The organism is Bythopirellula superficialaquae (genome assembly GCF_059632245.1).
On sequence record NZ_CP197426.1, the window covers coordinates 87,138 to 111,209 of the forward strand.

The window sequence follows — 24,072 nt, forward strand, 5'->3', positions numbered from 1 at the left end:
TTTGTAGTTTCCAAAGTTAGCGACCCAGTAAATCAGTGTAGGGAGAAAAATGGCTAAGGATACTTTTGCGCGTACCAAGCCGCATGTGAACGTTGGTACGATTGGTCATATTGACCATGGAAAAACCACCACAACGGGCGCGATCCTGGCCGTGCAGGCGGCTAAAGGTCTCGCCAAGGGTAAGTCGTATGCCGACATCGCCAAGGGCGGTACCGTCCGCGACGCCACCAAGACGGTGACGATTGCCGTTTCGCACGTTGAATACGAAACCGCCAATCGCCACTATGCCCACATTGACTGCCCGGGCCACGCCGACTTTATCAAGAACATGATCACCGGTGCCGCCCAGATGGACGGTGCGATCCTGGTTGTGTCCGCTGCCGACGGCCCAATGCCGCAGACTCGCGAACATATCTTGCTCGCTCGTCAGGTGGGTGTGCCTCGTATCGTCGTGTTCCTCAACAAGTGCGACCTCGTCGACGACGAAGAGTTGCTCGAGTTGGTGGAGCTCGAAGTTCGCGAACTGTTGACTCACCACGGTTTCCCCGGCGATGAAGTGCCGGTCATTCGTGGTGCGTCGAAGCCTGCTTACGACAATCCGTCTGATCCCGCCGCGTCGAAGTGCATCGGCGAATTGATGGACGCCATCGACAGCTACATTCCCGAGCCAACCCGCGAGACCGACAAGCCATTCCTGATGGCCATCGAAGACGTGTTCTCGATCGAAGGTCGCGGTACCGTAGCCACGGGACGTATCGAGCGCGGCAAGGTCAAGGTCGGCGAAGAAGTCGAGATCATCGGTTTGACCGCTGCTCCGACCAAGACGACCTGCACGGGCGTCGAAGCGTTCAACAAGACCATGGATCAAGGCGAAGCCGGCGACAACGTCGGATGCTTGCTCCGCGGTGTGAAGCGTGAAGATATTCAACGCGGTCAGGTGCTGGCCAAGCCAGGTAGCATCACTCCGCACGTCAAGTTCGAGGCCGAAGTTTACGTGCTGTCGAAGGAAGAAGGTGGTCGTCACACGCCGTTCTTTAGCGGCTACCGCCCACAGTTCTACTTCCGCACGACGGACGTCACCGGCGCCGCCAACTTGATGGGCGACGCCGAAATGTGCATGCCCGGCGACAATGTTCGTTTGAGCATTGAACTTGGCAAGCCCATCGCCATGGACGACGGCGTTCGTTTTGCTATCCGCGAAGGTGGCAAGACGGTCGGTTCAGGCGTTGTGACGAAGATTTTGGAGTAATTAAAAGGCGGAGGGCGGAAGGGGGAAGGCGGAAGGTTCGGATTTAAATCCACCTTCCACCTTCCGCCCTCCCCCTTCACTACAGGGGTGTAGCTCAATTGGCAGAGCACCGGTCTCCAAAACCGGGGGTTGCGAGTTCGATTCCCGCCGCCCCTGCTTGGGAATGAAGAGAAAAGACGAGATTGCGTTGCAAGCGAGTCGAGGACTGCTCGACGACCTGGTTTTAACTGAGTGAGATTGGCCGTGGCCGAGTTAATTTCTGGAATGTTCGGGGCTTCGCGTTACAAGCGTAGCCAGGGCAGGATTGCCCGACAGGTCACCTTTGCCGCGATCGCGCTGGTGTTTGCGGTGGCGGCATGGAAGCTCAACTCCATGGCGGGGGCGGATGCCGTCAGCCGTTATGTGGTGCCGTTGATCGTCCTGGGCGTGGGTGCATGGATCGCTTTCCGGATTGTGAACATCCCCAGCTTTGCCGATTTTTTGATCTCGGTCGAAGCGGAGATGAACAAAGTCTCGTGGCCAGGCCGCACTGAGTTGTGGCGGGCCTCGATGGTAGTGATTGCGGTCATCTTTTTGTTGGCGGCAATTCTCTACCTATACGACATCGTGTTGAGCTCGATCCTCCACAGGGTTTTCGGGTTTTAGGGGTTTTCGGATTTTACGGTCGGTTCGATTCGCCCCGGAAGTGGCGGATCGTTAGGCATTTAGGCTGTTTGGCATCAGAACGAAGGAACTCTCGGTGAGCGACGAAGCCGAAAAAATCGTTGACGATTCGACCGCCGAGGATGAAAACCTCGCCGCGACCGCAACCGAAGACGCTCAAGAAGAGCAGGCGGCTGTGGATCAGGCGGAAGCCGCGATCTCCGAAGAGGAAGTCGACGGCCAAACCGACGAAGGTGCGGCCGACGAAGTGGTTGTCGAAGAACCAGCCGTTTTGAAGAAGCCAGCCACCAAGAAAGAAAAAGAAGAAGAACTCGATCCCGTTAAGCGGGCGTTGCTTCCCAAGAAAAAGGATGAAGGGCCAATCGTCATGGATTGGTACATCCTCAAAGTGCAAAGCAATCGCGAACGGTCGATTGCCGAGGCGCTCCAGCGGAAGATTAAGGTCGAGGGATTGGATCGTTACTTTGATCAGGTGGTTGTTCCCACCGAGAAAGTGACCGAATTCAAAGCAGGCAAAAAGAAAGTCGTCGAGCGGAAGCTCTACCCCGGCTACATCGTCGTGCACATGTGCATCAACGACGACACGTGGTTTGCGGTGCGAGAAACTTCGGGCATCGGCGATTTCACGGGCTCGGCTGGGAAGCCGACCCCCATGCTGGCGCACGAAGTGGCCCGCATCGTCAAGAAGGACGAGGAAGAAGTCGCCGAATCACCCAAGTTGAACATCAACTTCAAGATTGGTGACCGCGTGAAGATCAAGGAAGGCACGTTCGAAAGCTTCGAAGGCGAAGTGAACTTGATCGACGAACAAAATGGTCGCATCACGGTGATGATTAACATTTTCGGCCGCAGTACGCCGGTCGAATTGGAATATTGGCAAGTTGAAGTACTTTAGGAGAGCCGTTAGCTGTTAGCTGTTAGCCGTTAGCCAGAGAGGATAAGAACTCTGGCTAACGGCTAATGGCTAAAAGCTAATAGCTATAAACGATGGCAAAGCAATTAGTTGGTACCGCGAAGTTTCAGATCCCCGGTGGGCAGGCCACTCCGGCTCCTCCTGTGGGCACTTCGCTCGGTAAGTACGGCGTGAACCTGGGCCAGTTTGTTCAGGCATTCAACGACAAAACCAAGGAAGCCGGCGGGATGATGATCCCCGTCGTGGTGAACGTCTACAACGATCGTTCATTCGACTTCATCACCAAAAGTCCCCCCGCTGCGGTGTTGCTCAAGAAGATTGTTGGTTTGGCCAAAGGATCTTCGGTCCCCAATAAGACCAAAGTGGGCAAAGTGACTCGCGCTCAGATGGAAGAGATCGCGAACCTCAAAATGAACGACCTGAATGCTCGCGACCTGGAGCATGCCGTGCGGATGGTCGCCGGCACCGCCCGCAGCATGGGTCTTGAAGTCGAAGGTTAATAATAACGCTCGGCACGCCCGCTTCAGCGGGCAGTGTGTATTTAAGAAAAAGCGAATTGAATCATGCCAAAAATAGCAAAAAGAATGAAAAAGGCCGTCGAAAAGCAGCCCAAACAGGCGCTGGCCGTGACCGAGGCCGTCGACGCCCTGAAGAAATACGATGGCCCGAAGTTCGTGCAATCCGTTGAGATCGCCATGCGACTCGGCGTTGATCCCACGCAGGCCGACCAAATCGTCCGCGGTTCAATCGTGTTGCCGCACGGCATTGGCAAGGTGCAACGCATCGTGGTGTTTGCCAAGGGTCCCGCGGCCGAAGCTGCTCGTTCCGCTGGTGCCGATGAAGTCGGCGACGACGAATTGGCCAAGAAAATTCTCGGCGGTTGGACCGATTTCGACGTCTGCATTGCGACCCCCGACATGATGAAGGTCGTCGGTCCGTTGGGTAAAGTGCTCGGCCCTCGTGGCTTGATGCCTTCGCCCCGTGCTGGCACGGTGACCCCCGACGTGGCCAAGACCATTGGCGAATACAAGGCCGGTAAGGTCGAATTCCGCAACGACAAGGGCGGGAACGTTCACGCGATCGTCGGCAAGATCGATTTCGATTCCGAAAAATTGGCCGAGAATATTCAAGCTTTCGTCAACATGATCTTGAGCTTGAAGCCCTCGGGCGTGAAGGGAACTTACGTGCGTTCGGCTCACATCAGCGCGACGATGAGCCCCAGCGTTGAGTTGGCTGTTTAAGAAAGAAGCTGTCAGCTATTAGCATCCAGCTATTAGCCAAGGCAGAGAACAACGAATACGGAGCTAAAGGCTAGTAGCTAACGGCTAAGAGCCTTCCCAGTCATGAGTAAGTACGTCAAAGATCTGATTACGAACGAATTAAAGAGCCGCCTTGAAGGGGTCTCCGACGCGATTTTGGTCAACGTCATCGGGATGGAAGCCAATTCCAACGTCGAGCTTCGCAAAGAGTTGCGGAAGAAGAATATTCATCTGTTGGTGCTGAAGAACAGCCTCGGCCGCCGCGCGACCGAAGGTTCGACTTTGGCTCCAGCGTTTGAGGGTTCCACCGGCAGCTCGGCGATTGTCTGGGGCTCTGATGACGTGGTCTCCCTCGCCAAGGAAATCACCCGTTTGGCAGCCGATGCCAAGTACAAGCCATTCGCTCCCAAGGGTGGCGCGATGGATGGCTCGAGGCTTTCCGCCGAGGACGTAACGGCGGTCAGCAAGTGGCCCAGCCGCGAAGAGCAGCTCAGCATTCTCGTGGGTCAGATTTTGAGCCCGGGTGCCAAGTTGTCGAGCCAATTGCTTGGTACGGGTGCCAAGTTGGCCAGCCAGATCAAAAAGAAGAGCGAAGAAGAAGGAAGTTCACCCGAAGCCAGTCCAGCAGAAAGCTGATTTCTAGCCACGGTTAGAAATTTGAAATCATAAATCGAATCAGAGTTTACGCGGGTCTTTTGCCCGCACAGCAAGAAAGGGTTTTGAAATGAGCGATGCAGCAGTTGCAGAATTCTCTGCCACCACCAAGGACCTGGGCGACAAGATTGTCGGCCTGACCCTCAAGGAAGCCAAGGAACTGAGCGATTACCTCAAGGACGTTTACGGCATCGAGCCAGCCGCTGGCGGCGGCGTCATGATGGTTGCCGGTGGTGGCGCTGGCGATGCAGCGCCCGCAGCTGAGCAAACCGAGTTCACCGTTGTGCTGGAAGGCGCCGGCGGCAACAAGATTGCCGTCATCAAGGTGGTTCGTGCCGCAACGGGATTGGGTCTCAAGGAAGCCAAGGACTTGGTCGAAGCCGCTCCGAGCAAGATCAAAGAAGGCATTTCCAAGGAAGATGCCGAGAAGCTCAAGACCGAATTGGCCGAAGCTGGCGCGACTGTCACCGTCAAGTAATTGATTGGCATTGTTCGAGACCGCGGCCAGCCTATGCGGCACGCGGTCTCGCACGATGGCTTGATGGTGTGAGTGAAGCTCGCGCGGAAGCGCGAACTTCGATGTTCGCTAGTCACGTGGGAATTTTCCACGTGCGAATCTTAGTACCGAGGCAAAGGGGGGAAGGTGATGGCACGGAAGTCGCTCAATCGCAGCCTACCCGCGATAGTAGCTTGGACCCCCGCGGTCCGAGTCCCCGCTCTCGGTTTAGCTTGGCTTCAATGGGCCCGCCTCTCGAAAACCGAGAGTTTAGCGGGCTCGTGTTGCTGTATTCACTCTAACTCGTGATATCGGAGCAGACGCGCCCTATGGCAGTCCCGGCTGAACGACGTTTACAGGTTCCCGAAGTCCGTACCTTTGGGAGCGCACGTATTGCCTACGACATCCCCGACCTGACAAAAATCCAAACCGAGAGCTACGCGCGGTTCCTGCAATACGACGGAACCACGACGATCATTCGCAAAGATGACGGCCTGGAGAGTGTGCTCCGCGAAATCTTTCCGATCGAGAGCTACGACAAGACGATCAAGCTCGAGTACTTGCGCTACGATTTGGGCAAGCCGCGCTACGAACCGGACGAGTGCCGGCAGTTGCGGCTCACCTATGGTCGGCCGTTCCGGATTTGGCTGCGCTTGGTGAAAGAGCAGCCGATCGAGGAAGAAGTCTACTTGGGCGACCTGCCGATTATGCTCGGTGGGGGTGAGTTCATCATCAACGGTGCCGAGCGCGTCGTGGTGAGCCAGTTGCACCGTAGCCCTGGTATCGATTTCGTTTCGGAAATCGAAGCCGGTGAGCGCCGCACGCACAGTTGTCGCGTGATTCCCGAGCGTGGTAGCTGGATCGAGCTCAATACCACCAAGAAGGACAGCATCACGGTCCGCATCGACCAGAGCGGCAAGTTCTCGGCCGTCACGTTGCTCCGTGCGATGAGCCCCGAGCTGAGTCTCGACGCTGATATTATCAAGCAGTTCTACGAAACCAAAAAAGAGAAGATCGTCGACGGTCGCAGCGCTGCCAAGATCGAAGGTAAGGTCGCGGTCGGCGACATTATCTATCCGGTCGGCAGCGATCGCGCCGGCGAAATCATTATCGAAGGTGGCCAGCGGATCACCAAGAATATTGCTGAAGTGATTTGCACGTCGGGCGTCAAGCAGGTCGAAATCATGGACCCGCCCAAGTCGCCCCATTTGCTCAACGCGATGGCCGACGATAACACGTCGAGCCACGAAGAAGCCTTGCTGCGTATCTACCAGCGTTTGCGTCCGGGCAACCCGCCGCAACTCGAAAAGGCCCGCCAGCTGTTCTCAGAAAAGTTCTTCGACGCCAATCGTTATCGTTTAGGCCGCGTCGGACGTTTCCGCATGAATCGCAAGTTGGGCATCAACGTGCCCGAGACCGAAATGGTTCTGCGGCCCGAGGATTTGATTGCCTCGATTCGTTACTTGCTGGGCCTGACGGCCGGTGAGCAAGAAGTCGAAATCGACGATATCGACCACTTGGGCAATCGTCGTTTGCGTACGATTGACGAGCTCGCTTGCGACGAAATTCGCAAGGGCTTCCTCAAGTTACGCCGCACGGTCCAAGAGCGCATGAGCCTCAAGGACGCCGACGACATCACGCCGCGCAGCCTGATCAATCCTAAGAGCATTTCGGCGGCGATTGAATACTTCTTTGGCCGTGGCGAGCTTTCGCAAGTGGTCGACCAAACGAATCCGCTTTCGATGCTTACGCACGAACGCCGTCTGTCGGCCCTTGGCCCTGGCGGTTTGAACCGTAAGCGTGCGGGCTTCGAAGTTCGCGACGTTCACATTTCGCACTATGGCCGCATCTGCCCGATTGAGACGCCGGAAGGCACGAACATCGGCTTGATCAGCAGTCTCGCGATGTATGCTTCGGTCGACGAATACGGCTTTTTGATCACTCCCTACCGCAAGGTGAAGGGTGGCAAGCTGACCGACGAAGTCGTTTGGCTGCGTGCCGATCAAGAATCGGAAGCCTTCGTGGCTTCCGCCGACGTACCGGTGAAAGACAACCAGATTCAAGGTGATACGGTTGTTGCCCGTTACAAGTCGGACTTCGTTTTGGTGCCCGTCGATAAGATTGAATACACCGACGTAGCCCCGAGCCAGATGATCGGCGTGTCCGCCGGTTTGATTCCGTTCCTCGAGCACGACGACGCGAACCGTGCGTTAATGGGTTCCAACATGCAACGCCAAGCGGTGCCGCTGTTGATTGCCGATCCACCGGTCGTTGGTACAGGTTTAGAGCGGGACGTAGCTCAGCATTCGGGCATGTTGATTCGTGCGGGCCAGAAGGGCACCGTGAATTATGTCGACGCCACTCGGATCGAGATTGGCACTGAAATTCACCACCTGCGTAAGTTCGTGGGTCTCAACGAACGGACCTGCCAGAATCAGAAGCCGCTGGTGCGCGTAGGCGATAAGGTCGAGAAGGGCCAAGTGATTGCCGACGGTGCCGCCACGTTCAAGGGCGAGTTGGCGCTGGGCCGCAACGTGTTGGTCGCGTTCATGTCGTACGAAGGTTACAACTTCGAAGACGCGATCATCATCAGCGAAGAGTTGGTTCGCAACGATACGTACACTTCGATTCATATCGAAGAATTCGACGTCGAGATTCGGGAAACCAAGCTCGGCCGCGAGGAGTTCACTCGTGATATTCCCAACGTCAGCGAAAAGGCCCTGCGTAATCTCGACGAAAGCGGCATCGTGCAAATCGGCACGTTTGTCGAGCCGGGTGACATTCTCGTAGGTAAGGTTTCGCCGAAGTCGAAGACCGAACTCACACCAGAAGAAAAGTTACTCCACGCGATCTTCGGCCGTGCCGGTGAAGACGTGAAGAACGATTCGCTGGAAGTTCCTTCGGGCATCGAAGGCATCGTGATCGACACCCAGAAGTTTTCACGGCGCATGAGCTTGTCGGAAGACGAACGCAAGTTGTTCGAGAAGTCGCTCAAGACGGCCGAAAAAGAAGGCAACGAAGCGATCGCCAATAAGTTCACCCAAATGATCGTTGAGATTGAAGGCATTTTGGGCAAGAAGATCACCGACGAAGACGGCAACGAGCAGGTTCACAATCAAGAACCGCAATTCGTCGCTGATTTGGCCACGCGATTCCGTCTGGATTCGATTGCCATTAACAGCCCGCAAAAGCTCAAGGACGTTGAGAAGACCTACAAGACGATGTGGCCAGCGGTGGACGAAGCCATCGACATCCGCGATCGTAAGCTCAACTCGATGAAGCGCGGCGATGAGCTCCGCAGCGGCGTGTTGCAAATGGTTAAGGTTTACATCGCCACCAAGCGGGTCATCTCCGTCGGCGATAAGATGGCTGGCCGTCATGGTAACAAGGGTGTGATCTCCAAGATTCTGCCGATCGAGGACATGCCGTTCCTTGATGATGGAACTCCGGTTCAAATCATGCTCAATCCGCTCGGCGTGCCGAGCCGTATGAACGTGGGGCAGATTCTCGAAACCCATCTCGGCTGGGCAGGTGCGAAGCTTGGCTTCCGCTCGGTGACGCCGGTGTTCGACGGAGCGACTGAAGAACAGATCAACGACGCTTTGCAAGAAGCCGGCTTGCCACGCCACGGCAAGACGAAGTTGTTCGACGGTCGCACGGGCGAGAAGTTCGAGCAAGAGACCACAGTCGGTTATATCTACATGCTTAAGTTGCATCACTTGGTCGACGACAAAGTGCATGCTCGCAGCACGGGACCTTACTCGCTCATCACGCAGCAACCGCTGGGTGGCAAGGCACGGTTCGGTGGCCAACGCTTCGGCGAAATGGAAGTGTGGGCACTGGAGGCTTACGGTGCCGCTTACATCCTGCAAGAGTTGCTCACCGTGAAGAGCGACGACGTCGAAGGCCGGACGAAGATTTACGAGTCGATGGTCAAGGGCGAGAACACGCTGCAAGCCGGCACCCCGGCGAGCTTCGACGTGCTCACCAACGAAATCCGCGGCCTCGGACTCAACATGCAGCTCGAAAAGCGTCAGCAATTGTAATTGCCGACAGCGACATCGATCTGCGTTAAGAATTTTGCATTGAACATTTTCTCTTAACCCGAGAAAGCAATATGAGCAATATATTAGACTCCTCCAATTACGACCGCGTGAATGATTACGGCTCGGTGAAGATTAGCCTGGCCCGTCCGCACGACATTCGCAGCTGGTCGTTTGGCGAGGTGAAGAAGCCCGAAACCATTAACTACCGTACTTACCGTCCGGAAAAGGACGGCTTGTTCTGCGAACGCATCTTCGGACCGGAGAAGGACTGGGAATGTGCCTGCGGCAAGTATCGCGGCATGAAGTACAAGGGCATGATCTGCGACCGTTGCGGCGTAAAGGTGACTCACAGCCGCGTGCGTCGCAAGCGGATGGGCCATATCGAATTGGCCGCTCCCATCGTGCACATCTGGTTCTTCAAGGCGATGCCCAGCCGCTTGGGCAGCCTTTTGGCGATGAAGACGTCGAGCCTGGAAAAGGTGATTTACTTTCAGGATTACGTCGTTGTCAATCCGGGTGACACGCCGCTTAAGCCGCAACAGCTTTTGACGGAAGAAGAATATCGCGCAGCCCGCGAACAGTATGGCGAAACCTTCGAAGCCGACATGGGTGCCGAAGCCGTTCGCAAGTTGCTCATGAACTTGGATCTCGTGAAGCTCTCCGAAGAGCTGCGCGTCGAACTCAAGGAAACGGGTTCCAAGCAAAAGGCCAAAGATCTGATCAACCGTTTGAAGACGGTCGAAGCGATCCGTGATTCCGACAACAAGCCCGAGTGGATGGTGCTCGACGTGATCCCCGTGATCCCGCCGGACCTGCGTCCTTTGGTGCTGTTGGATAGCGGCAACTTCGCCACGAGCGACTTGAACGATCTTTATCGCCGCATTATCAACCGCAACAATCGCTTGAAGAAGCTCGTGGACCTCAACGCCCCCGAGGTCATCATTCGCAACGAAAAGCGTATGCTGCAGCAATCGGTCGACGCGTTGTTCGACAACAATCGCTGCAAGCGGCCCGTGTTGGGTTCGTCGAATCGTCCGCTCAAGTCGCTTACCGACATGATCAAGGGTAAGCAGGGCCGGTTCCGTGAAAACTTGCTCGGCAAGCGAGTCGACTACTCGGCTCGTTCGGTGATCGTGGTCGGTCCGCGGCTCAAGCTGCATCAATGCGGCCTGCCCAAGAAGATCGCGCTTGAGTTGTATCAGCCGTTCATCATTCGCCGTCTTAAGGAACTCGGGCATGCCGACACGATCAAGTCGGCCAAGAAGATGCTCGAGCGCAAAGACGACGAAGTGTGGGATATCCTCGAAGAGGTGATCACCAATCATCCGGTGTTGTTGAATCGTGCTCCCACGCTGCACCGCATGGGTATTCAAGCTTTCGAGCCGACCCTGGTCGAAGGCAACGCGATCAACCTGCATCCGCTCGTGTGCAAAGGCTTCAATGCCGACTTCGACGGCGACCAAATGGCCGTCCACTTGCCATTGTCGATCGAAGCCCAGGTCGAAGCTCACACGTTGATGATGAGCACGCACAACATCTTCAGCCCGTCGAACGGTGCCCCCATTATTAGCCCGTCGCAGGACGTGGTGATGGGTTGCTACTACCTGACCATGAACGTGCCCGACTGCATGGGCGATGGCATGGTGTTCAGTTCGCTCGAAGAGGTTGAAACCGCCTACGGTGCCCGCAAGGTTGGCACTCACGCACGGATCAAGGTGCGTTTGCCGAAGCACCGCTCGTTGCGTGAAGATCGTGGCAACACCAAGAAGTTGGGTGCTCGCATCGATACAACCGTGGGCCGCGTGATCTTCAACATGATCCTGCCCAAGGGGATGCCGTACTACGACGTCGCGTTGAAGTCGAGTGAGTTGGCGAAAGTGATTTCCGACTGCTACGAATTCGTCGGTCGTCGTGCCACGATCGAGCTGTTGGACGATATGAACCAACTCGGTTTCCGCCAAGCCACTTTGAGCGGATTGTCGTTCGGCACCGACGATTTGATCACCCCTGACACCAAGGGCAAGATCATCGCCGAAGCCGAAAAGACCGTGATGAAGTTCAACAAGCTGTTCCAACGGGGTGTGATCACCGAAGTCGAACGCTACAACCAGGTGCTCGACGCTTGGACGCACGCTCGCGAACAGATTACGGCCGAAATGATGGCCGGCCTACAAGCCGACTTCCGTACCGGCGGCTATGTGAACCCGATCTTCTTGATGGCAAACTCGGGTGCTCGTGGTGGCGTCGAACAGATGCGTCAGCTCGGTGGTATGCGTGGTTTGATGGCCAAGCCCTCGGGCAAGATTATCGAAACCCCGATCAAGGCCAACTTCCGCGAAGGCCTGACGGTGCTCGAATACTTCAGCTCGACGCACGGTGCTCGTAAGGGTCTGGCCGACACGGCTCTCAAGACGGCTGACTCGGGTTACCTCACTCGTAAGCTCGCCGACGTCGCGCAGAACGTGGTGGTCACCACGCACGACTGCAAGACGACCCAAGGCATCACCAAGGGTATTATTTACCGTGGTGAAAAGGTGGAAGTGAGCCTCGCCGACTCGATCAAGGGTCGCGTCAGCCGGGCGAATATCGTCAATCCGATTACCGACGATGTGATTGTCGCTGAAAACGAGATGATCACCTCCGACATCGCGCGTAATATCGAGCAACTCGGCTTGGAGAAGATTCAAGTTCGTAGCCCGATGACTTGCGATGCCGACCTCGGCGTTTGCCGGTTGTGCTACGGCATGGACTTGTCGACCGGTTCGATGGTCGAAGAAGGCATGGCGGTGGGTATCATCGCCGCTCAGTCGATTGGCGAACCTGGTACCCAGCTCACGATGCGTACGTTCCACATCGGTGGCGTGGGTCAGCGTGACGTGGAAGACAGCGACATCAAGGCCAAGAAGGGTGGTATCGCCAAGTTCGCTCGCCTCAAGGCGGTGACCAACGATGCTGGCCAATTGGTTGTTTTGACTCGTAACGGCGAAATCGCGTTGGTCGACGAAAGAGGCCGCGAGGTCGAGAAGTACGAAGTCCCCGCCGGTGCCGTGATCAAGGTCAAGGAGAACGAAGACGTCGCTCCTGGTGCGGTGCTTTGCGAATGGGATCCGCACAGTATTCCGATTCTTTCGGAAACGGGCGGTAAGGTTCGCTTCGAAGATTTGGTCGAAGGCGAAACCATCCGCGGCGAAATGGACCCCAGCGGTAAGAAGCGCTTCGTGATCATGGAACACAAGGGCGACTTGCATCCGCAGATCGTGGTCGAAGACCCAGCTGACGGTAAAATTCTCGACTTCTACTACATGCCCGAGCGGGCTCACTTGGAAGTCGACGAAGGCCAGGTCATCTCGCCGGGTACGTTGGTGGCCAAGACCCCGCGCGAAGCGTCGGGTACTCAGGACATCACGGGCGGTTTGCCTCGCGTGACCGAAATTTTCGAAGCACGCAAGCCGCGCGATCCCGCGGTGATTGCCGAGATCGATGGCACGGTGGAGATCTTGGGCGAAAAGAAACGCGGCAAGCGTTCCATTATCGTCCGCAGCGAAACCGGTATCGAGCGCGAGCACTTGGTCACGCACAGCAAGCACTTGCGCGTGCACGCTGGCGACAAGGTGCGTGCTGGTGAAGCATTGGTCGATGGCCCACTGGTGCCGCACGATATTTTGCGGATTTCGGGCGAGGAAGCCGTGCATCAGTACCTCACTCGCGAAATCCAAAACGTGTACCGCAGCCAACGCGTGGAAATCAACGATAAGCACATCGAGATCATCGTCTCGCAGATGCTTCGCAAAGTGCGGGTTGAATCTCCAGGCGATACCGATTTGCTGCCGGGCAGCGTGATCGACAAGTACGATTTCCGCAAAGCCAACGAAGCGATTTCGAAATGCCTGCGAATCAGTCACAAGGGTGACAGCGAGTTCGCCGAGGGTGCGATTGTGCCCAAGGACGTGCTCGAGCAAGCCAACGCTCAGATCGAAGCTTTGGGTGGCGACCTGGCCAAGGGCGCCAAGCCCAAGATGGCCACCGCCAGCACTCAGCTCTTGGGTATTACCAAGGCGTCGGTGCAAAGCTCCAGCTTCATCTCCGCGGCAAGCTTCCAAGAAACGACAAAGGTGCTCACCGAAGCCGCGCTCGCCGGCAAGACCGACTACTTGGTCGGCTTGAAGGAGAACGTGATCCTCGGCCACTTGATTCCCGCGGGGACCGGATTCCACACGATCCAGGAATCGGAAGTGCGCATCTCGCCAGATGCCCTCGAAGCCTTGGCGTCCGAGAAGGAACGTGTGCTCGAACGGTCGTTCCCGTTGTTGGATTCCGCCCTGCAATCGCGAGGTGGTGGCGGTGGTGTTCCCAAGAACGGCGAAAGCGAGCCGTTTATCACCGATACCTACGGCGACGAGCCCGTCTTCAAGAGCGAAGCTCCTTCGGGGCTCGACGCCTTGTTGGGGATGAGCTCCGCCGAAGTGCCCGAAGAGCTACCACCATTGCCCCCCGGCTTGGGCGGTGATGCGTTTGGCGAGACTGCCGAAGACCCCGTGGATTTTGCCAGCGAGCCTGACGACTTCGGCGGTGATGACGATTTCGGCGACGACGACGACTTTTAGGCGAGCGGGGGACGTAAGTCCCCTGCAATGCCCTGAAGTCCCCCGAAAAACCTGGGAAGTTACGACTTCTCACGCTCCGCACCCCGGTTGACCATCAACCGCGGGCGCGATAAATTGATTGGTTCACTATTTCCCGAGAGTGTTATTAGAAGGCCTGTCGATGCCAACAGTTAACCAGCTCGTTCGCAAGAACCGCAAGCAAAAACGCAAGTTCAGCAAGTCACCGGTGTTGCAGAAATGCCCGCAGAAACGCGGTGTTTGTTTGCAGGTGCGAACGATGACCCCGAAGAAGCCGAACTCGGCACTTCGCAAGATTACCCGTGTGCGTCTTTCCAACGGCAAGGAAGTCACGGTCTACATCCCCGGCGAAGGCCACAGCCTGCAAGAGCACAGCATCGTGCTCGTGCGTGGCGGTCGTGTGCGTGACCTTCCCGGCGTGCGTTACCACGTTGTTCGCGGTGCCTTGGATACCTTGGGCGTCGTGGGTCGTAAGCAATCTCGCAGCCTCTACGGTGCGAAAAAGTCATAAGTAATTTAATTAGTCAAGAAAAAGTATAAGCAGTTTCCTATGCCACGCATTACCGCAAGTCGCAAACAGTTGAAGCCCGATCCGCTGTATGGTTCGCTCCTCGCCGGCAAGTTCATCAATTGCTTGATGCACGACGGCAAGAAGGCCGTTGCTCAGGGTGTGTTCTACGACGCACTCGACATCGTTCGCGAGCGGATTCCCAACGAAGAGCCGATCAACGTTTTCACTCAAGCGATCGAAAACGTGAAGCCTTCCATCGAAGTTCGCTCGAAGCGCGTCGGTGGTGCCGCCTACCAAGTGCCGATGCAAGTTGGTCGCACTCGGCAGCAATCCTTGTCGTTCCGCTGGATTCTCTCCGCGGTTCGCGACAAGAAGGGCCGTCCCACGGCACAGAAGCTCGCCGATGAGTTGGCCGCAGCTTACAACCGTGAAGGCGCCGCGATGACCAAGCGTGAAAACGTCCATCGTATGGCCGACGCCAACAAGGCATTTGCTCACTTCGGTTGGTAATTTCCAAACCAGACAGCTAGGGGTTGGGGGTTAGGGTGCCAAGGCATCCTAACCCGCGGTTCCTAGCTTTTTTTATGCGCACTGCGATCGAGGAATAAGGCCGATGCCCTACGTCAACGTGCAACTCACGCCCGAGAATCTCACCCGCGAAAAGAAATCACAGCTCGTCGCGGCAATCACAAAAGCGCTGGTGGACATCCTCGACAAAAAGCCTGAACAGACTCATATCGTTATCCAAGAAATTGCCGAAGAGAACTGGGGCTTCGCGGGTCAACTGACCGACGACTATCGTAAGTCCCAACATCAAACCTGATGGCTACAAACCTCTCCAAAATTCGCAACATTGGGATCATCGCCCACATCGATGCCGGCAAGACGACCGTCACCGAGCGGATGTTGTTTGCCTCGGGCGCGAAACATCGCGCTGGGGAAGTCGACCGTGGCACGACAACCACCGACGATGACGCCGAAGAAGCCGAACGCGGCATCACGATCTACTCGGCGTGCGTGGCGTTTCCTTGGAACGACGTGCTGATCAATCTCATCGATACCCCGGGGCACGTCGATTTCACGGCTGAAGTCGAGCGTAGCCTGCGCGTGCTCGATGGCGCGGTGATTGTGTTTTCGGCTCGTGAAGGGGTTGAAGCCCAAAGTGAAACCGTCTGGCGGCAGGCCGACAAATACAAAGTCGCACGTCTCGCGTTTATCAACAAGCTCGACCGCGAAGGGGCCGATTTCGAAGCTGTTTACGCAGAACTCAAGCAGCGGCTGCATGCCCGCCCCGTGGCGGTTCAGATTCCCGTTGGTTTAGGACCCGCACACGTGGCCGATCCTTTTCGTGGCATCATCGATCTCGTGAAAATGAAGATGCTCACGTTCCCCGAGGGCAAAGAAGGTCGCAAAATTATTGAGACCGACGTTCCCGAGGACTTGCTCGATCTGGCCACGATGTGGCGGGACGACATGCTCAGCGAACTGTCGAACTTCAACGATGAGTTGATGGAACGCGTGCTTTCCGAGGAACCCGTCCCCGTAGCACTGATTCACAAAGTACTCCGCGAGGCGACCGTCCACTTGCATATCCAGCCGGTGCTGTGTGGTTCGGCGCTGCATGGGATTGGCGTGCAGCCATTGCTGGATGGCGTGGCCGCTTATTTGCCGAACCCCACCGAAGTGCCGCCGGTTGTGGGCGTTGATCCCACGGGCAAAACCGACCATCATCGCAAATCGCACAAGCACGACGACAACGAACCGCTGGTCACAGTCACTCGCAACCCGGACCCCAACGAGCCGTTTTGTGGGCTCGTGTTCAAAGTCCTGCCGTACAAGACAGGCGATCTCTCGTGGGTGCGAATTTACTCGGGCACGCTCAAAGGCAACAGCCGGGTGCTTAATGCCACGCGCGACAAAAAAGAAAACGTCGCCCAATTGTGGCGGATCCACGCAAGCAAAAAAGACGAGCAGCTTGAATCGGCCCAAGCCGGCGACATTGTGGGCATCATCGGTCTGCGTGATTCGATCACCGGTGACACGCTTTGCGATACGCGCGCGCCGATTGTGCTTGAATCAATTGAGTTCCCCGAGACCGTGATCTCGATGGCGATCGAGCCGGAGAGCACTGCCGACAAAAAGAAGCTCTCCGATGCGCTCGCCATGCTCCGCAAGCAGGATCCCACGTTCGCGGCGAGTGAGAACGAAGAAACCGGCCAAACACTCATCAGCGGCATGGGCGAGTTGCATCTTGAAGTGATTCAGCATCGCTTGCAACGCGATTTCGGTCTCAAAGTGAAGGTTCACAATCCGCGGGTGAGCTATCGCGAAACCATCGCTGGCCCGGCCGAGGCCGTCGGTGAATGCAATCGTTTAATGAACGGCGTGCAACACATCGCCGACGTCAAGATTCACATCGAGCCTTACGATTCGCCGACGGGCGCGAATGTGATATCCAACGCACTCGATCACGGTTTGCCCGCCGAGATGCTCGCCGTGGTGCTTGAAGAACTCGAGAACGCGGCAGCCAGCGGAGGCCTTTTGGGTTTTCCCTTGATGCGGGTCAAAGCTCGCTTACTCGGCGGCACGGTTCACGAAACCGGCAGCAGCGAGATTGCCTTCCGCACCGCTGCGCATCTAGCATTCGACGCGGCGCTCCGTGCGGCTGGCGAAGTGTTGCTCGAACCGATCATGAGGCTCGAAGTTTCCACGCCCGACGATCACGTGGGCGATTTGATCAATGATTTGCAGCAGCGTCGCGCGATCATCAACGATCAAGAATCCCGAGGTGGCCGCACGGTAATTCATGCCCAGGCGCCTTTGGAGAAACTCTTTGGCTACTCCAGCGCGATGCGCAGCTTAAGCCAAGGCCGCGCCAGCTGCTCGATGCAGCCGAGCACATACAGCCCCGCGCCCGACGAAGTGCTGCAGCGATTTAGCTAAGTGCCGTCGTTCTGAATTTGGGTGCCACTGCTGGCTTGCCCAGCGGTGTCTCCGCAGCACCCGGCGGTTAACTAGCATTTTTACTCCGGATTATTGCAAGGAGTTACTCACGACAGCCTATTCAGCGTAGGAGGTTGCGGTAATCTGGCGACGACAGCGGAGTTGTCCTTCCATTTTTGGGGGTTTTTTCTGGACAAGCTGTTCGTATCTGTTACCGTATTGTTACTTTCGTAGTGTGTGCACGGGGCGGATTTTAAGAAATTCGGCAGAAGGATTTCTTGCCCGCGTACAGCACGAACGGTTAGCTATTCAAAAATATCCGGAATATACGCTCGTTTTTGTGAGCGACAAGTTAGTCGTGCCAGTCCCTGGCGTTCCTCATATTGGGCGGCACTTAGGCGTGAAACAGTTTCTTGAACACTTGTGTGCGAATTAATATCGTGAATTGAGCGAAGAGTTCTTTTGTTTGGGAGTAAGGGCCGTGGCACGGTTGAAGTTCGGCTTTGAGATAGAGTCGGTCGCCAATTCCTTCCAAACCCGCCCACTGAGGGACATTAGGTTCAGTCATTAGAGGTCAATGATCAAATGAATAATCATCGTGTGTCTCGCCATGTTGTAAGCCTATTGTTCCTGCTAACCACGGCAGTTTTGCTGACTGCGAACGTCTCACATGCCCAGATCGGCAATCTGCTCTGGGAAGAGAACTTCAACAACCTTGATAACTGGATCGAGGAGACTGGCAACGGCAACTGGGGATGGGGCAATGGTGAGCTCCAGTATTACTCACCGAATAACGTCGACATCGCCGCAGTGCCGGGCGAAACGGGTAACAACGCCCTGCGCATCACTGCCAAGCAAGAGAGCGGCCCCGGCATTGTCGATCAATGGGGCAATCCCCTGAACTACACGTCGGGCAAGGTCGTTTCGAAATCGAAAGTTGCTGTTCACTACGGCATGATTGAAACGCGAGTCAGAGTGCCCAACCTCGACCTCGGCGGTTGGCCGGCCGTGTGGATGCTCGGCACGTCGAATTGGGATTGGCCACGCAAGGGCGAAATTGACATCATGGAGATGGGTGGCAAAAAGATCTTTCGCGATCTGCACGACTCTCACAACGGCGGCAACGGACTCAACAACTCGACGGTCAATCAGACCGTCGGTGCCAATGCGATCTTCTATTCACCCGATGCCGTGACTCCGGAGAATCCGACCGGGGCGGCTAGCATCGCTTGGGATCCCGATGACGATTACGTGCGGCCTTACTACAACTATTCGCCCGGGCTCACGGAACGCTTCCTCACCTACCGCACCTATTGGGACGAGAACAGCCTGCGAATGACCGTGATTGACAACAACGTCGAGCACGATTTGTTTGCGACTCCCTTTACGATCGACGACGATTCCGACGAGTTCCGGCATCCTTTCTATCTGATCGCCAACATGGCCATCGGTGGTGCCTATACCGACGCCTATCAACTCGGAAATCCTGGCAGCGGCCAGCCGGTTTCAATGCCCCTTCAGGCCCACATGTACGTCGATTACATCAAAGCCTACGAGTGGAACGGTCAGGGGTCGGTTCACGTTGGCCCGCCCACTGCGCAAAGCCAATCGTTTGGTATCTTCACCGACAACACCCCCACCAATGGCAAGTTGACTCCCGGACTCGATGCAGAAATCTTCGTCTGGGAAGGCACACTTGCCGATTCAACGATTCCACCGCTCGAAGGCGACAATGCCATGTCGTGGCAAACGACGGGCAAAGGGTGGTTTGGCGCAGGTGTTATGTCGCATCAGCCGCTCAACTTGCTCGGCTTTGAAGAAGGGCATCTCAATTTCGATATTCAGATCCCCGCGAACGTCAGTTTCAAAATTGGCATCATCGACGCCTGGGGTAACCAGCAGTATGTGAGCTTCCCCGCCTTCCAGACTACTTATGGTCTGGCCCGCAACGGCCAATGGGGGCAGGCTTCGATTCCGGTGAGCGACATCCGCGGAACCGCCATCGATCTGCGGATGTTGAACTATTCGTTCGTTATTCTCGAAGAGAGCGGCACCGCAGCCACTTTCGCCGTCGACAACATCTATTGGGACGCTCCTGTTGCAACTCTCCCCGGCGACTTTGACGGAGATGGCGACGTCGACGGCCGCGATTTGCTTGCCTGGCAACGCAATCCGAGCCTAGGCAATCTGGCCGACTGGCAATTGAACTACGGTACAAATGCCCTAAATGCCGCGGAAGCCGTGACCGCGGTCCCCGAGCCATCGAGCTTGTTGCTGCTCGTGTCGGTGTTCGCGGTGGCGGCGGGGGGGCGACGCTCCCTTCGCCCTAGTATTGTATACATAAGTACACTATAATGGCGAGCGGGGGACATAAGTCCCCTGCATACTCTGCAATTCGTTGTGTACTACAAACCCCGCCCACCGCATGGGAGTATCTTCCATGTTCGACCCTACGCTGCGCTATTGGCTCCTCACCTGGACCACCTACGGCACGTAGTTACCGGGCGATGATCGCGGCTTTGTCAGCCCCGTGCGAAGCTTAAGTTTCGACCGTTGGCGAAAAGAGAATATCCGCGGTACGACTCATAGTCGCTCCATGCCTGGGCTCGAGCGAGCGGCTCGCTCGCGACTTAAGTCCCCGCCGATTCTCTTAAATACAGCACAGGCTGCTGCCGTTCTCGATCAGTTTCACGAAACAGCGTCGTATCGCGACTGGCAGTGCCTTGCGGTCGCGATCATGCGGAACCATATTCATTTGATTGTTAGCGCTCCCGGCGACCCTCAGCCCGATGTTTTGCTCAAGGATTTCAAATCGTATGCCAGCCGAGTCTTGAACAAGATTTGGGAGAAACCTCCTAGTGGCACATGGTGGACCGAGTCAGGTTCCAAACGCAAGAAGGCCACTTATCAATCTTTGGTGAACGCCGTGCGTTACGTGGCGAATCAAGAAAACCCGCTCCTCGTGTGGATTCATCCCGAGTGGCGGTGCGTACTCGACGATTCAAGCTTTGCGCGAGGCTAACGCCTCCCGCTCGCCCGGCGAGCGGGGGATGTTAATCCCCTGCAAGAACCCTGCATCAATCCCGCCTTTTTAATGAAATCCGTACTCTCAAGTGGCCAAAGATTCTTGCTGAAAATGGCCGCGCGATGTGGTAGAACGAGGTCGGTGGACTGTAGGACCGTGGACCTAAGAAAATCCCACATGCCACGGTCTGGCGTTCACTTCGTCATTCTGAGCGGAGTGGCACGGAGAGAGGAATCTGGCTTCCACTTTTTCCCGGCTTTGAACTCGAGGGCAAGGCAAGCTAGATTCTTCGGTCGGCGAGCCTCCGTCAGAATGACCCCAACTGTAATCTTTCACTTGCAAGATTTTACCAAACAGGAGCGAGCCATTTGCAACAAAGCCGGAACTTGATCAATCGCAAGGCGTGATAAAGTTGATGAAGTTGAACAAGATGACAATGTTCGAAGACCGTGGCCAGTGGGACTGTAGACGGTGGACTTCAAAAATCCAAAGTCCACGGTCTACAGCCCCTCGTTCAGCTTGGCAACATCTGAGACCCCGCAAACCACGCAAACCTGGCCAAGCTGGCAAACCTGAAATAGCTGTTAGCCATTAGCCAGAAAAAATACTGGAGCGATAATGCAGTTCGTACGCGACAACTCGCCACTCGCTGCCCGAAACTCGCAGCTCAGCACTACGGACTATAAACCTTGATCCGTTCGATCGACCGCGTTGGGCCGTAAGAGACGCTCGAACCGGCGAGCGCGAAGAGTGAGGTTTCGTCCTCGGGGAGCAGGCGATGGCAAAACCGTTGCACGCGGAGGTCGCCGACTTGTTCCCAGTTGCCGTAGATGCTGGCGAGGCGATAAAGGGCTCCGTCGGCACCCGAAACATACAAACCTGAATCCAGACCCCAGGCGGCGACGCCGTAACCTTGCAAACCTTCGGCGCGGGCCGGCAGTTCCGGACCTTCCGACCAATAGCTCCGCTGCGGATCGTAACAGAACACCGATCGCTGAATCGTGCCTTCGTCGTCCTTGCCGCCGATGGCCCAGATGCAATTCTGCCACGCGGCGACGGCCAAGGTGCGGCGGCGGAACGAAGGGATTGGCAGCGATTGCCACTTGGCTTGATCGCCATCGTTGGTGTCGAGCATCAACGCCGAGTCGTGCCAGTCGTTAACTTTATCGCCTTCGTGATTCCAACCACCCACGACATAGATGCGGCCTTCAAAGGCAATCGCATCGTGAGCGGAACGCGGGGCGGGCAGGGGGGAGACGGGCGTCCACTCGTTGGTGCTGGGATCGAACCGCACGACGTCGCTCACCGAGCTTAAAGGGCCGAGCGGTTGTTCGGCGTTGGCGGAAGTCGCGCCGCCGATGCGATAGAGCGACTTGTTGCAACTCACCAGTGCCAAGTCCTGCAGCGGCTTGTCAAGTGGCAACGACTGCCATTTGGTGGGACTGCTGACCTGGCAGCGGATGAAACGTCGCGAAAGGTTTTTGCCAGTTTGTTCCTGTTCCGAACCTTGATGGCCGCCATACAGATACAGGTAGTCATCAAGGCTAGCTGCACCAAAGTTGCTGATCGCGTCGGGCAGCGGCGGCAGCACGTCCTCGGCGGGGGGCGCGGCTAACGCGCGGGCGGGCCACGCGGTCGGCAGCCACAATGCGAAGAGAACAAAAATGATCGATAGCCGCAGCATGTTCAATGGATGGGATTGAAGTAAAAACACCTATGAAGCCAGCACAGTCGCTCAGCAGCAGACACACCGCCGTTAAGTAATTTGCGGCGCAGAGAGAATACGACAGATTGGTAGCGTCATTCGAGGTCGCGTCCCACCCATTAAGGGTAGGACACGAGCGCCGTGAAGCCAGCCTGACCTGCAAATGGTAGGACATTTTGCAGGTATCGTGCTGTGAGAATCGGCATAACCGGACCTGGGTGACAGGCCGAGTGGAATTATTGGATTTCGATCTGCTCGATTTCCTTCATATGTCCGTCGCTCATAGAAGCACCCGCCACGAACAACAAGGAGTTACTGCCACCAGGCAGAATGCGATGAAAGAAGCGGGGCGTCGACAATTCGGCCGCTTGTTCCCACTCGCCTTCGACGTTGGACAGGCGATAGAGCACGCCATCGGTGCCCGAGGCGTACAGGCCGGAGTCGAGTCCCCACGCCGAAACGCCGAAGCCTTGCATGTCGTCACCGGGGAGATCTGTGGCTTCGGTCCAGGTGTTGGTGGCGGGATCGTAGCTAAACACATCGCGTTTGATGTCGGCGATTTCGTCCATGCCGCCCATAGCCCACAAGCGATTGTTCCAAGCAGCGACGGCCAAAGCGCGACGTTGGAACGGCGGTTCAGCGATCTTCTCCCATTGGCCGTTGTCGCCAGCGGCAGTGTCGTAAACCAGTGCGTCGGTTTGCCACTGGCCATCAGAGCCGTCGCCGGTGAGCTTCCAGCCGCCGACCACGTAGATCTTTCCGTCAAGAACCGCCGCATCGTGCGACGAACGTGCGCCGGGCAACGAAGGGAGTTTGGTCCAAGTCTTGGTTTCGGGATCGAACCGAGCGAACTCATCCACCGAGTGGAGATCATCGTCTTCCTTGCGGGCGTTGCGGGCATTCAAGCCGCCGACACGGTAGAGCTTGCCGTCGCAGCTCACCAAGGCCATGCCTTGCAGCGGGGTTTCCATCGCCAGGACTTCCCACTCGCCTTTGTTGGCCAGATTCAAACGGGCGAATGTCTTGGAGAGATTGTCACGCGAATGCTGGTGAGCACGGCCTGTGTGACCGCCGTACACGTACAGCCAACCATCTTCGACCGCACCGCCAAAGCTGGAAATGGCTTCAGGCAACGCGGGACCGAACTTGGCAGCGTCATCGGATTCAGGCCGCTGGGGACGCTTCTTCGTGGAAGTTTCGTCTGCTTTGGGATTGGCTGGTTCTTCAGCTGGCTTGGCCTCGGCTGTTCCGCTGGCGGTGAAGTCGAGCGTGAGCGTCGCGTAGTTGGCTTTGCCGGTGTATTTCTTGCCGTTGGTTTCGCCGCTTTTGTCCTTCTCGGTGTGATTGGCCATCAAGCCGATCGTGCCCGAGTTGCCGACGATGAAAAACACCTTGCCGTCCTTGTCGGTGACTTCTTCGCTCATCTCGCCGGTGGAATCGATCAAAGTCACGGGGGCTTCCGCGAGCGGCTTTCCTTCCCACAACAGGGTGGAGCTGATGCCGCCGGGCTTTTGCTCGGGGACGATATCGAGGGTGAGTTCCTTGGTACGTTCGTAAGTCGGCAGCTTGCCATCGGCACCGGGGATAACAGTTTGCGAGTAGTAGCAGAGCAGCGAACCGGCATAGACGCCGTATTCGCAGACCGTTTCGACGGCCTGAGTTTCCGAGCCTTCGGGGAGGTTGGCGGTCAGTCCGACATAGCCATCACCTTCGCGCTTTTCGGTCTTCAGTTCATGCCGCTTGCCATCAGCCGTTTTGGCGAACAACTTGGCACCGGCAATTGGTTCGGGCAGATGGTAGTCGTGATCATTGGGACTTTCGGAAAAGAACAGCAGACCGATGGTTTCGTCGCCTGCTTTTTCCGAGCCGAGCCACACAAAGTGAGCCGAAGCGGAGTTCGCCGCGAAACCAAGGAGAACCAACGAGAATGCCAACAATGCACAACGCTTCAACATGAGAGGAACCTTTGCCAAAATATGGAGAGGG

At 56.5% G+C, this 24,072-nt stretch carries 16 protein-coding genes, 1 tRNA gene and 1 pseudogene; 16 read left to right on the top strand and 2 right to left on the bottom strand.

Annotation, left to right across the window (positions count from 1 at the left end; all coding sequences use genetic code 11):
• Positions 1 to 49: 49 nt before the first annotated feature.
• The 16 genes and pseudogenes from tuf to SH678x_RS00415 all read left to right on the top strand — a co-directional run bounded on the left by tuf (position 50) and on the right by SH678x_RS00415 (position 20,378).
• Positions 50 to 1,249 carry an elongation factor Tu gene (tuf, locus tag SH678x_RS00340; RefSeq protein ID WP_496920892.1) on the top strand — a complete coding sequence of 400 codons (1,200 nt, stop codon included), beginning with the start codon at positions 50 to 52 and terminating at the stop codon, positions 1,247 to 1,249.
• 83 nt (positions 1,250 to 1,332) lie between these two features.
• Positions 1,333 to 1,405: transfer RNA gene (locus SH678x_RS00345), tRNA-Trp, on the top strand.
• 87 nt (positions 1,406 to 1,492) lie between these two features.
• Positions 1,493 to 1,894, top strand: a complete 402-nt coding sequence (secE, locus tag SH678x_RS00350; protein ID WP_496920893.1) for a preprotein translocase subunit SecE — start codon at positions 1,493 to 1,495, stop codon at positions 1,892 to 1,894.
• A 94-nt stretch (positions 1,895 to 1,988) separates the two neighbouring features.
• Positions 1,989 to 2,807, top strand: a complete 819-nt coding sequence (gene nusG, locus SH678x_RS00355) for a transcription termination/antitermination protein NusG (RefSeq protein ID WP_496920894.1) — start codon at positions 1,989 to 1,991, stop codon at positions 2,805 to 2,807.
• A 92-nt stretch (positions 2,808 to 2,899) separates the two neighbouring features.
• On the top strand, positions 2,900 to 3,325 hold the full coding sequence (rplK, locus tag SH678x_RS00360) for a 50S ribosomal protein L11 (protein WP_496920895.1): 426 nt from the start codon (positions 2,900 to 2,902) through the stop codon (positions 3,323 to 3,325).
• Positions 3,326 to 3,388: 63 nt separating this feature from the next.
• On the top strand, positions 3,389 to 4,066 hold the full coding sequence (rplA, locus tag SH678x_RS00365) for a 50S ribosomal protein L1 (protein ID WP_496920896.1): 678 nt from the start codon (positions 3,389 to 3,391) through the stop codon (positions 4,064 to 4,066).
• Positions 4,067 to 4,168: 102 nt separating this feature from the next.
• On the top strand, positions 4,169 to 4,720 hold the full coding sequence (rplJ, locus tag SH678x_RS00370; RefSeq protein ID WP_496920897.1) for a 50S ribosomal protein L10: 552 nt from the start codon (positions 4,169 to 4,171) through the stop codon (positions 4,718 to 4,720).
• Positions 4,721 to 4,808: 88 nt separating this feature from the next.
• The gene (gene rplL / locus SH678x_RS00375) at positions 4,809 to 5,216 is read left to right on the top strand and encodes a 50S ribosomal protein L7/L12 (protein ID WP_496920898.1); all 408 of its coding nucleotides are present in this window, start codon (positions 4,809 to 4,811) and stop codon (positions 5,214 to 5,216) included.
• A 347-nt stretch (positions 5,217 to 5,563) separates the two neighbouring features.
• Positions 5,564 to 9,280, top strand: coding sequence for a DNA-directed RNA polymerase subunit beta (gene rpoB, locus SH678x_RS00380; RefSeq protein ID WP_496920899.1), 3,717 nt, complete (start codon positions 5,564 to 5,566; stop codon positions 9,278 to 9,280).
• Between the two features lie 71 nt (positions 9,281 to 9,351).
• Positions 9,352 to 13,492 (top strand): annotated as a pseudogene (gene rpoC / locus SH678x_RS00385) (DNA-directed RNA polymerase subunit beta'); the annotation flags it as partial.
• A 552-nt stretch (positions 13,493 to 14,044) separates the two neighbouring features.
• Complete coding sequence (gene rpsL / locus SH678x_RS00390; protein ID WP_496920900.1) at positions 14,045 to 14,413, top strand: 30S ribosomal protein S12; 369 nt, start codon at positions 14,045 to 14,047, stop codon at positions 14,411 to 14,413.
• A 39-nt stretch (positions 14,414 to 14,452) separates the two neighbouring features.
• A complete protein-coding gene (rpsG, locus tag SH678x_RS00395; protein ID WP_496920901.1) occupies positions 14,453 to 14,923 on the top strand; it encodes a 30S ribosomal protein S7 in 471 nt (156 codons plus the stop codon).
• Positions 14,924 to 15,026: 103 nt separating this feature from the next.
• A complete protein-coding gene (locus SH678x_RS00400) occupies positions 15,027 to 15,236 on the top strand; it encodes a tautomerase family protein (RefSeq protein WP_496920902.1) in 210 nt (69 codons plus the stop codon).
• The gene (gene fusA, locus SH678x_RS00405; RefSeq protein WP_496920903.1) at positions 15,236 to 17,356 is read left to right on the top strand and encodes an elongation factor G; all 2,121 of its coding nucleotides are present in this window, start codon (positions 15,236 to 15,238) and stop codon (positions 17,354 to 17,356) included. Before SH678x_RS00400 ends, fusA begins: the two co-directional genes overlap by 1 nt.
• A 585-nt stretch (positions 17,357 to 17,941) precedes the next feature.
• Complete coding sequence (locus SH678x_RS00410) at positions 17,942 to 19,711, top strand: glycoside hydrolase family 16 protein (protein WP_496920904.1); 1,770 nt, start codon at positions 17,942 to 17,944, stop codon at positions 19,709 to 19,711.
• 175 nt (positions 19,712 to 19,886) lie between these two features.
• Positions 19,887 to 20,378 (top strand): transposase, encoded by a 492-nt coding sequence (locus tag SH678x_RS00415; protein WP_496920905.1) that lies wholly within the window; start codon positions 19,887 to 19,889, stop codon positions 20,376 to 20,378.
• A 676-nt stretch (positions 20,379 to 21,054) separates the two neighbouring features.
• Here the strand turns inward: SH678x_RS00415 and SH678x_RS00420 are convergent.
• Positions 21,055 to 22,065 carry a Kelch repeat-containing protein gene (locus SH678x_RS00420; protein ID WP_496920906.1) on the bottom strand — a complete coding sequence of 337 codons (1,011 nt, stop codon included), beginning with the start codon at positions 22,063 to 22,065 and terminating at the stop codon, positions 21,055 to 21,057.
• A gap of 257 nt (positions 22,066 to 22,322) precedes the next feature.
• Positions 22,323 to 24,041, bottom strand: coding sequence for a Kelch repeat-containing protein (locus SH678x_RS00425; protein ID WP_496920907.1), 1,719 nt, complete (start codon positions 24,039 to 24,041; stop codon positions 22,323 to 22,325).
• Between the last annotated feature and the right edge of the window lie 31 nt (positions 24,042 to 24,072).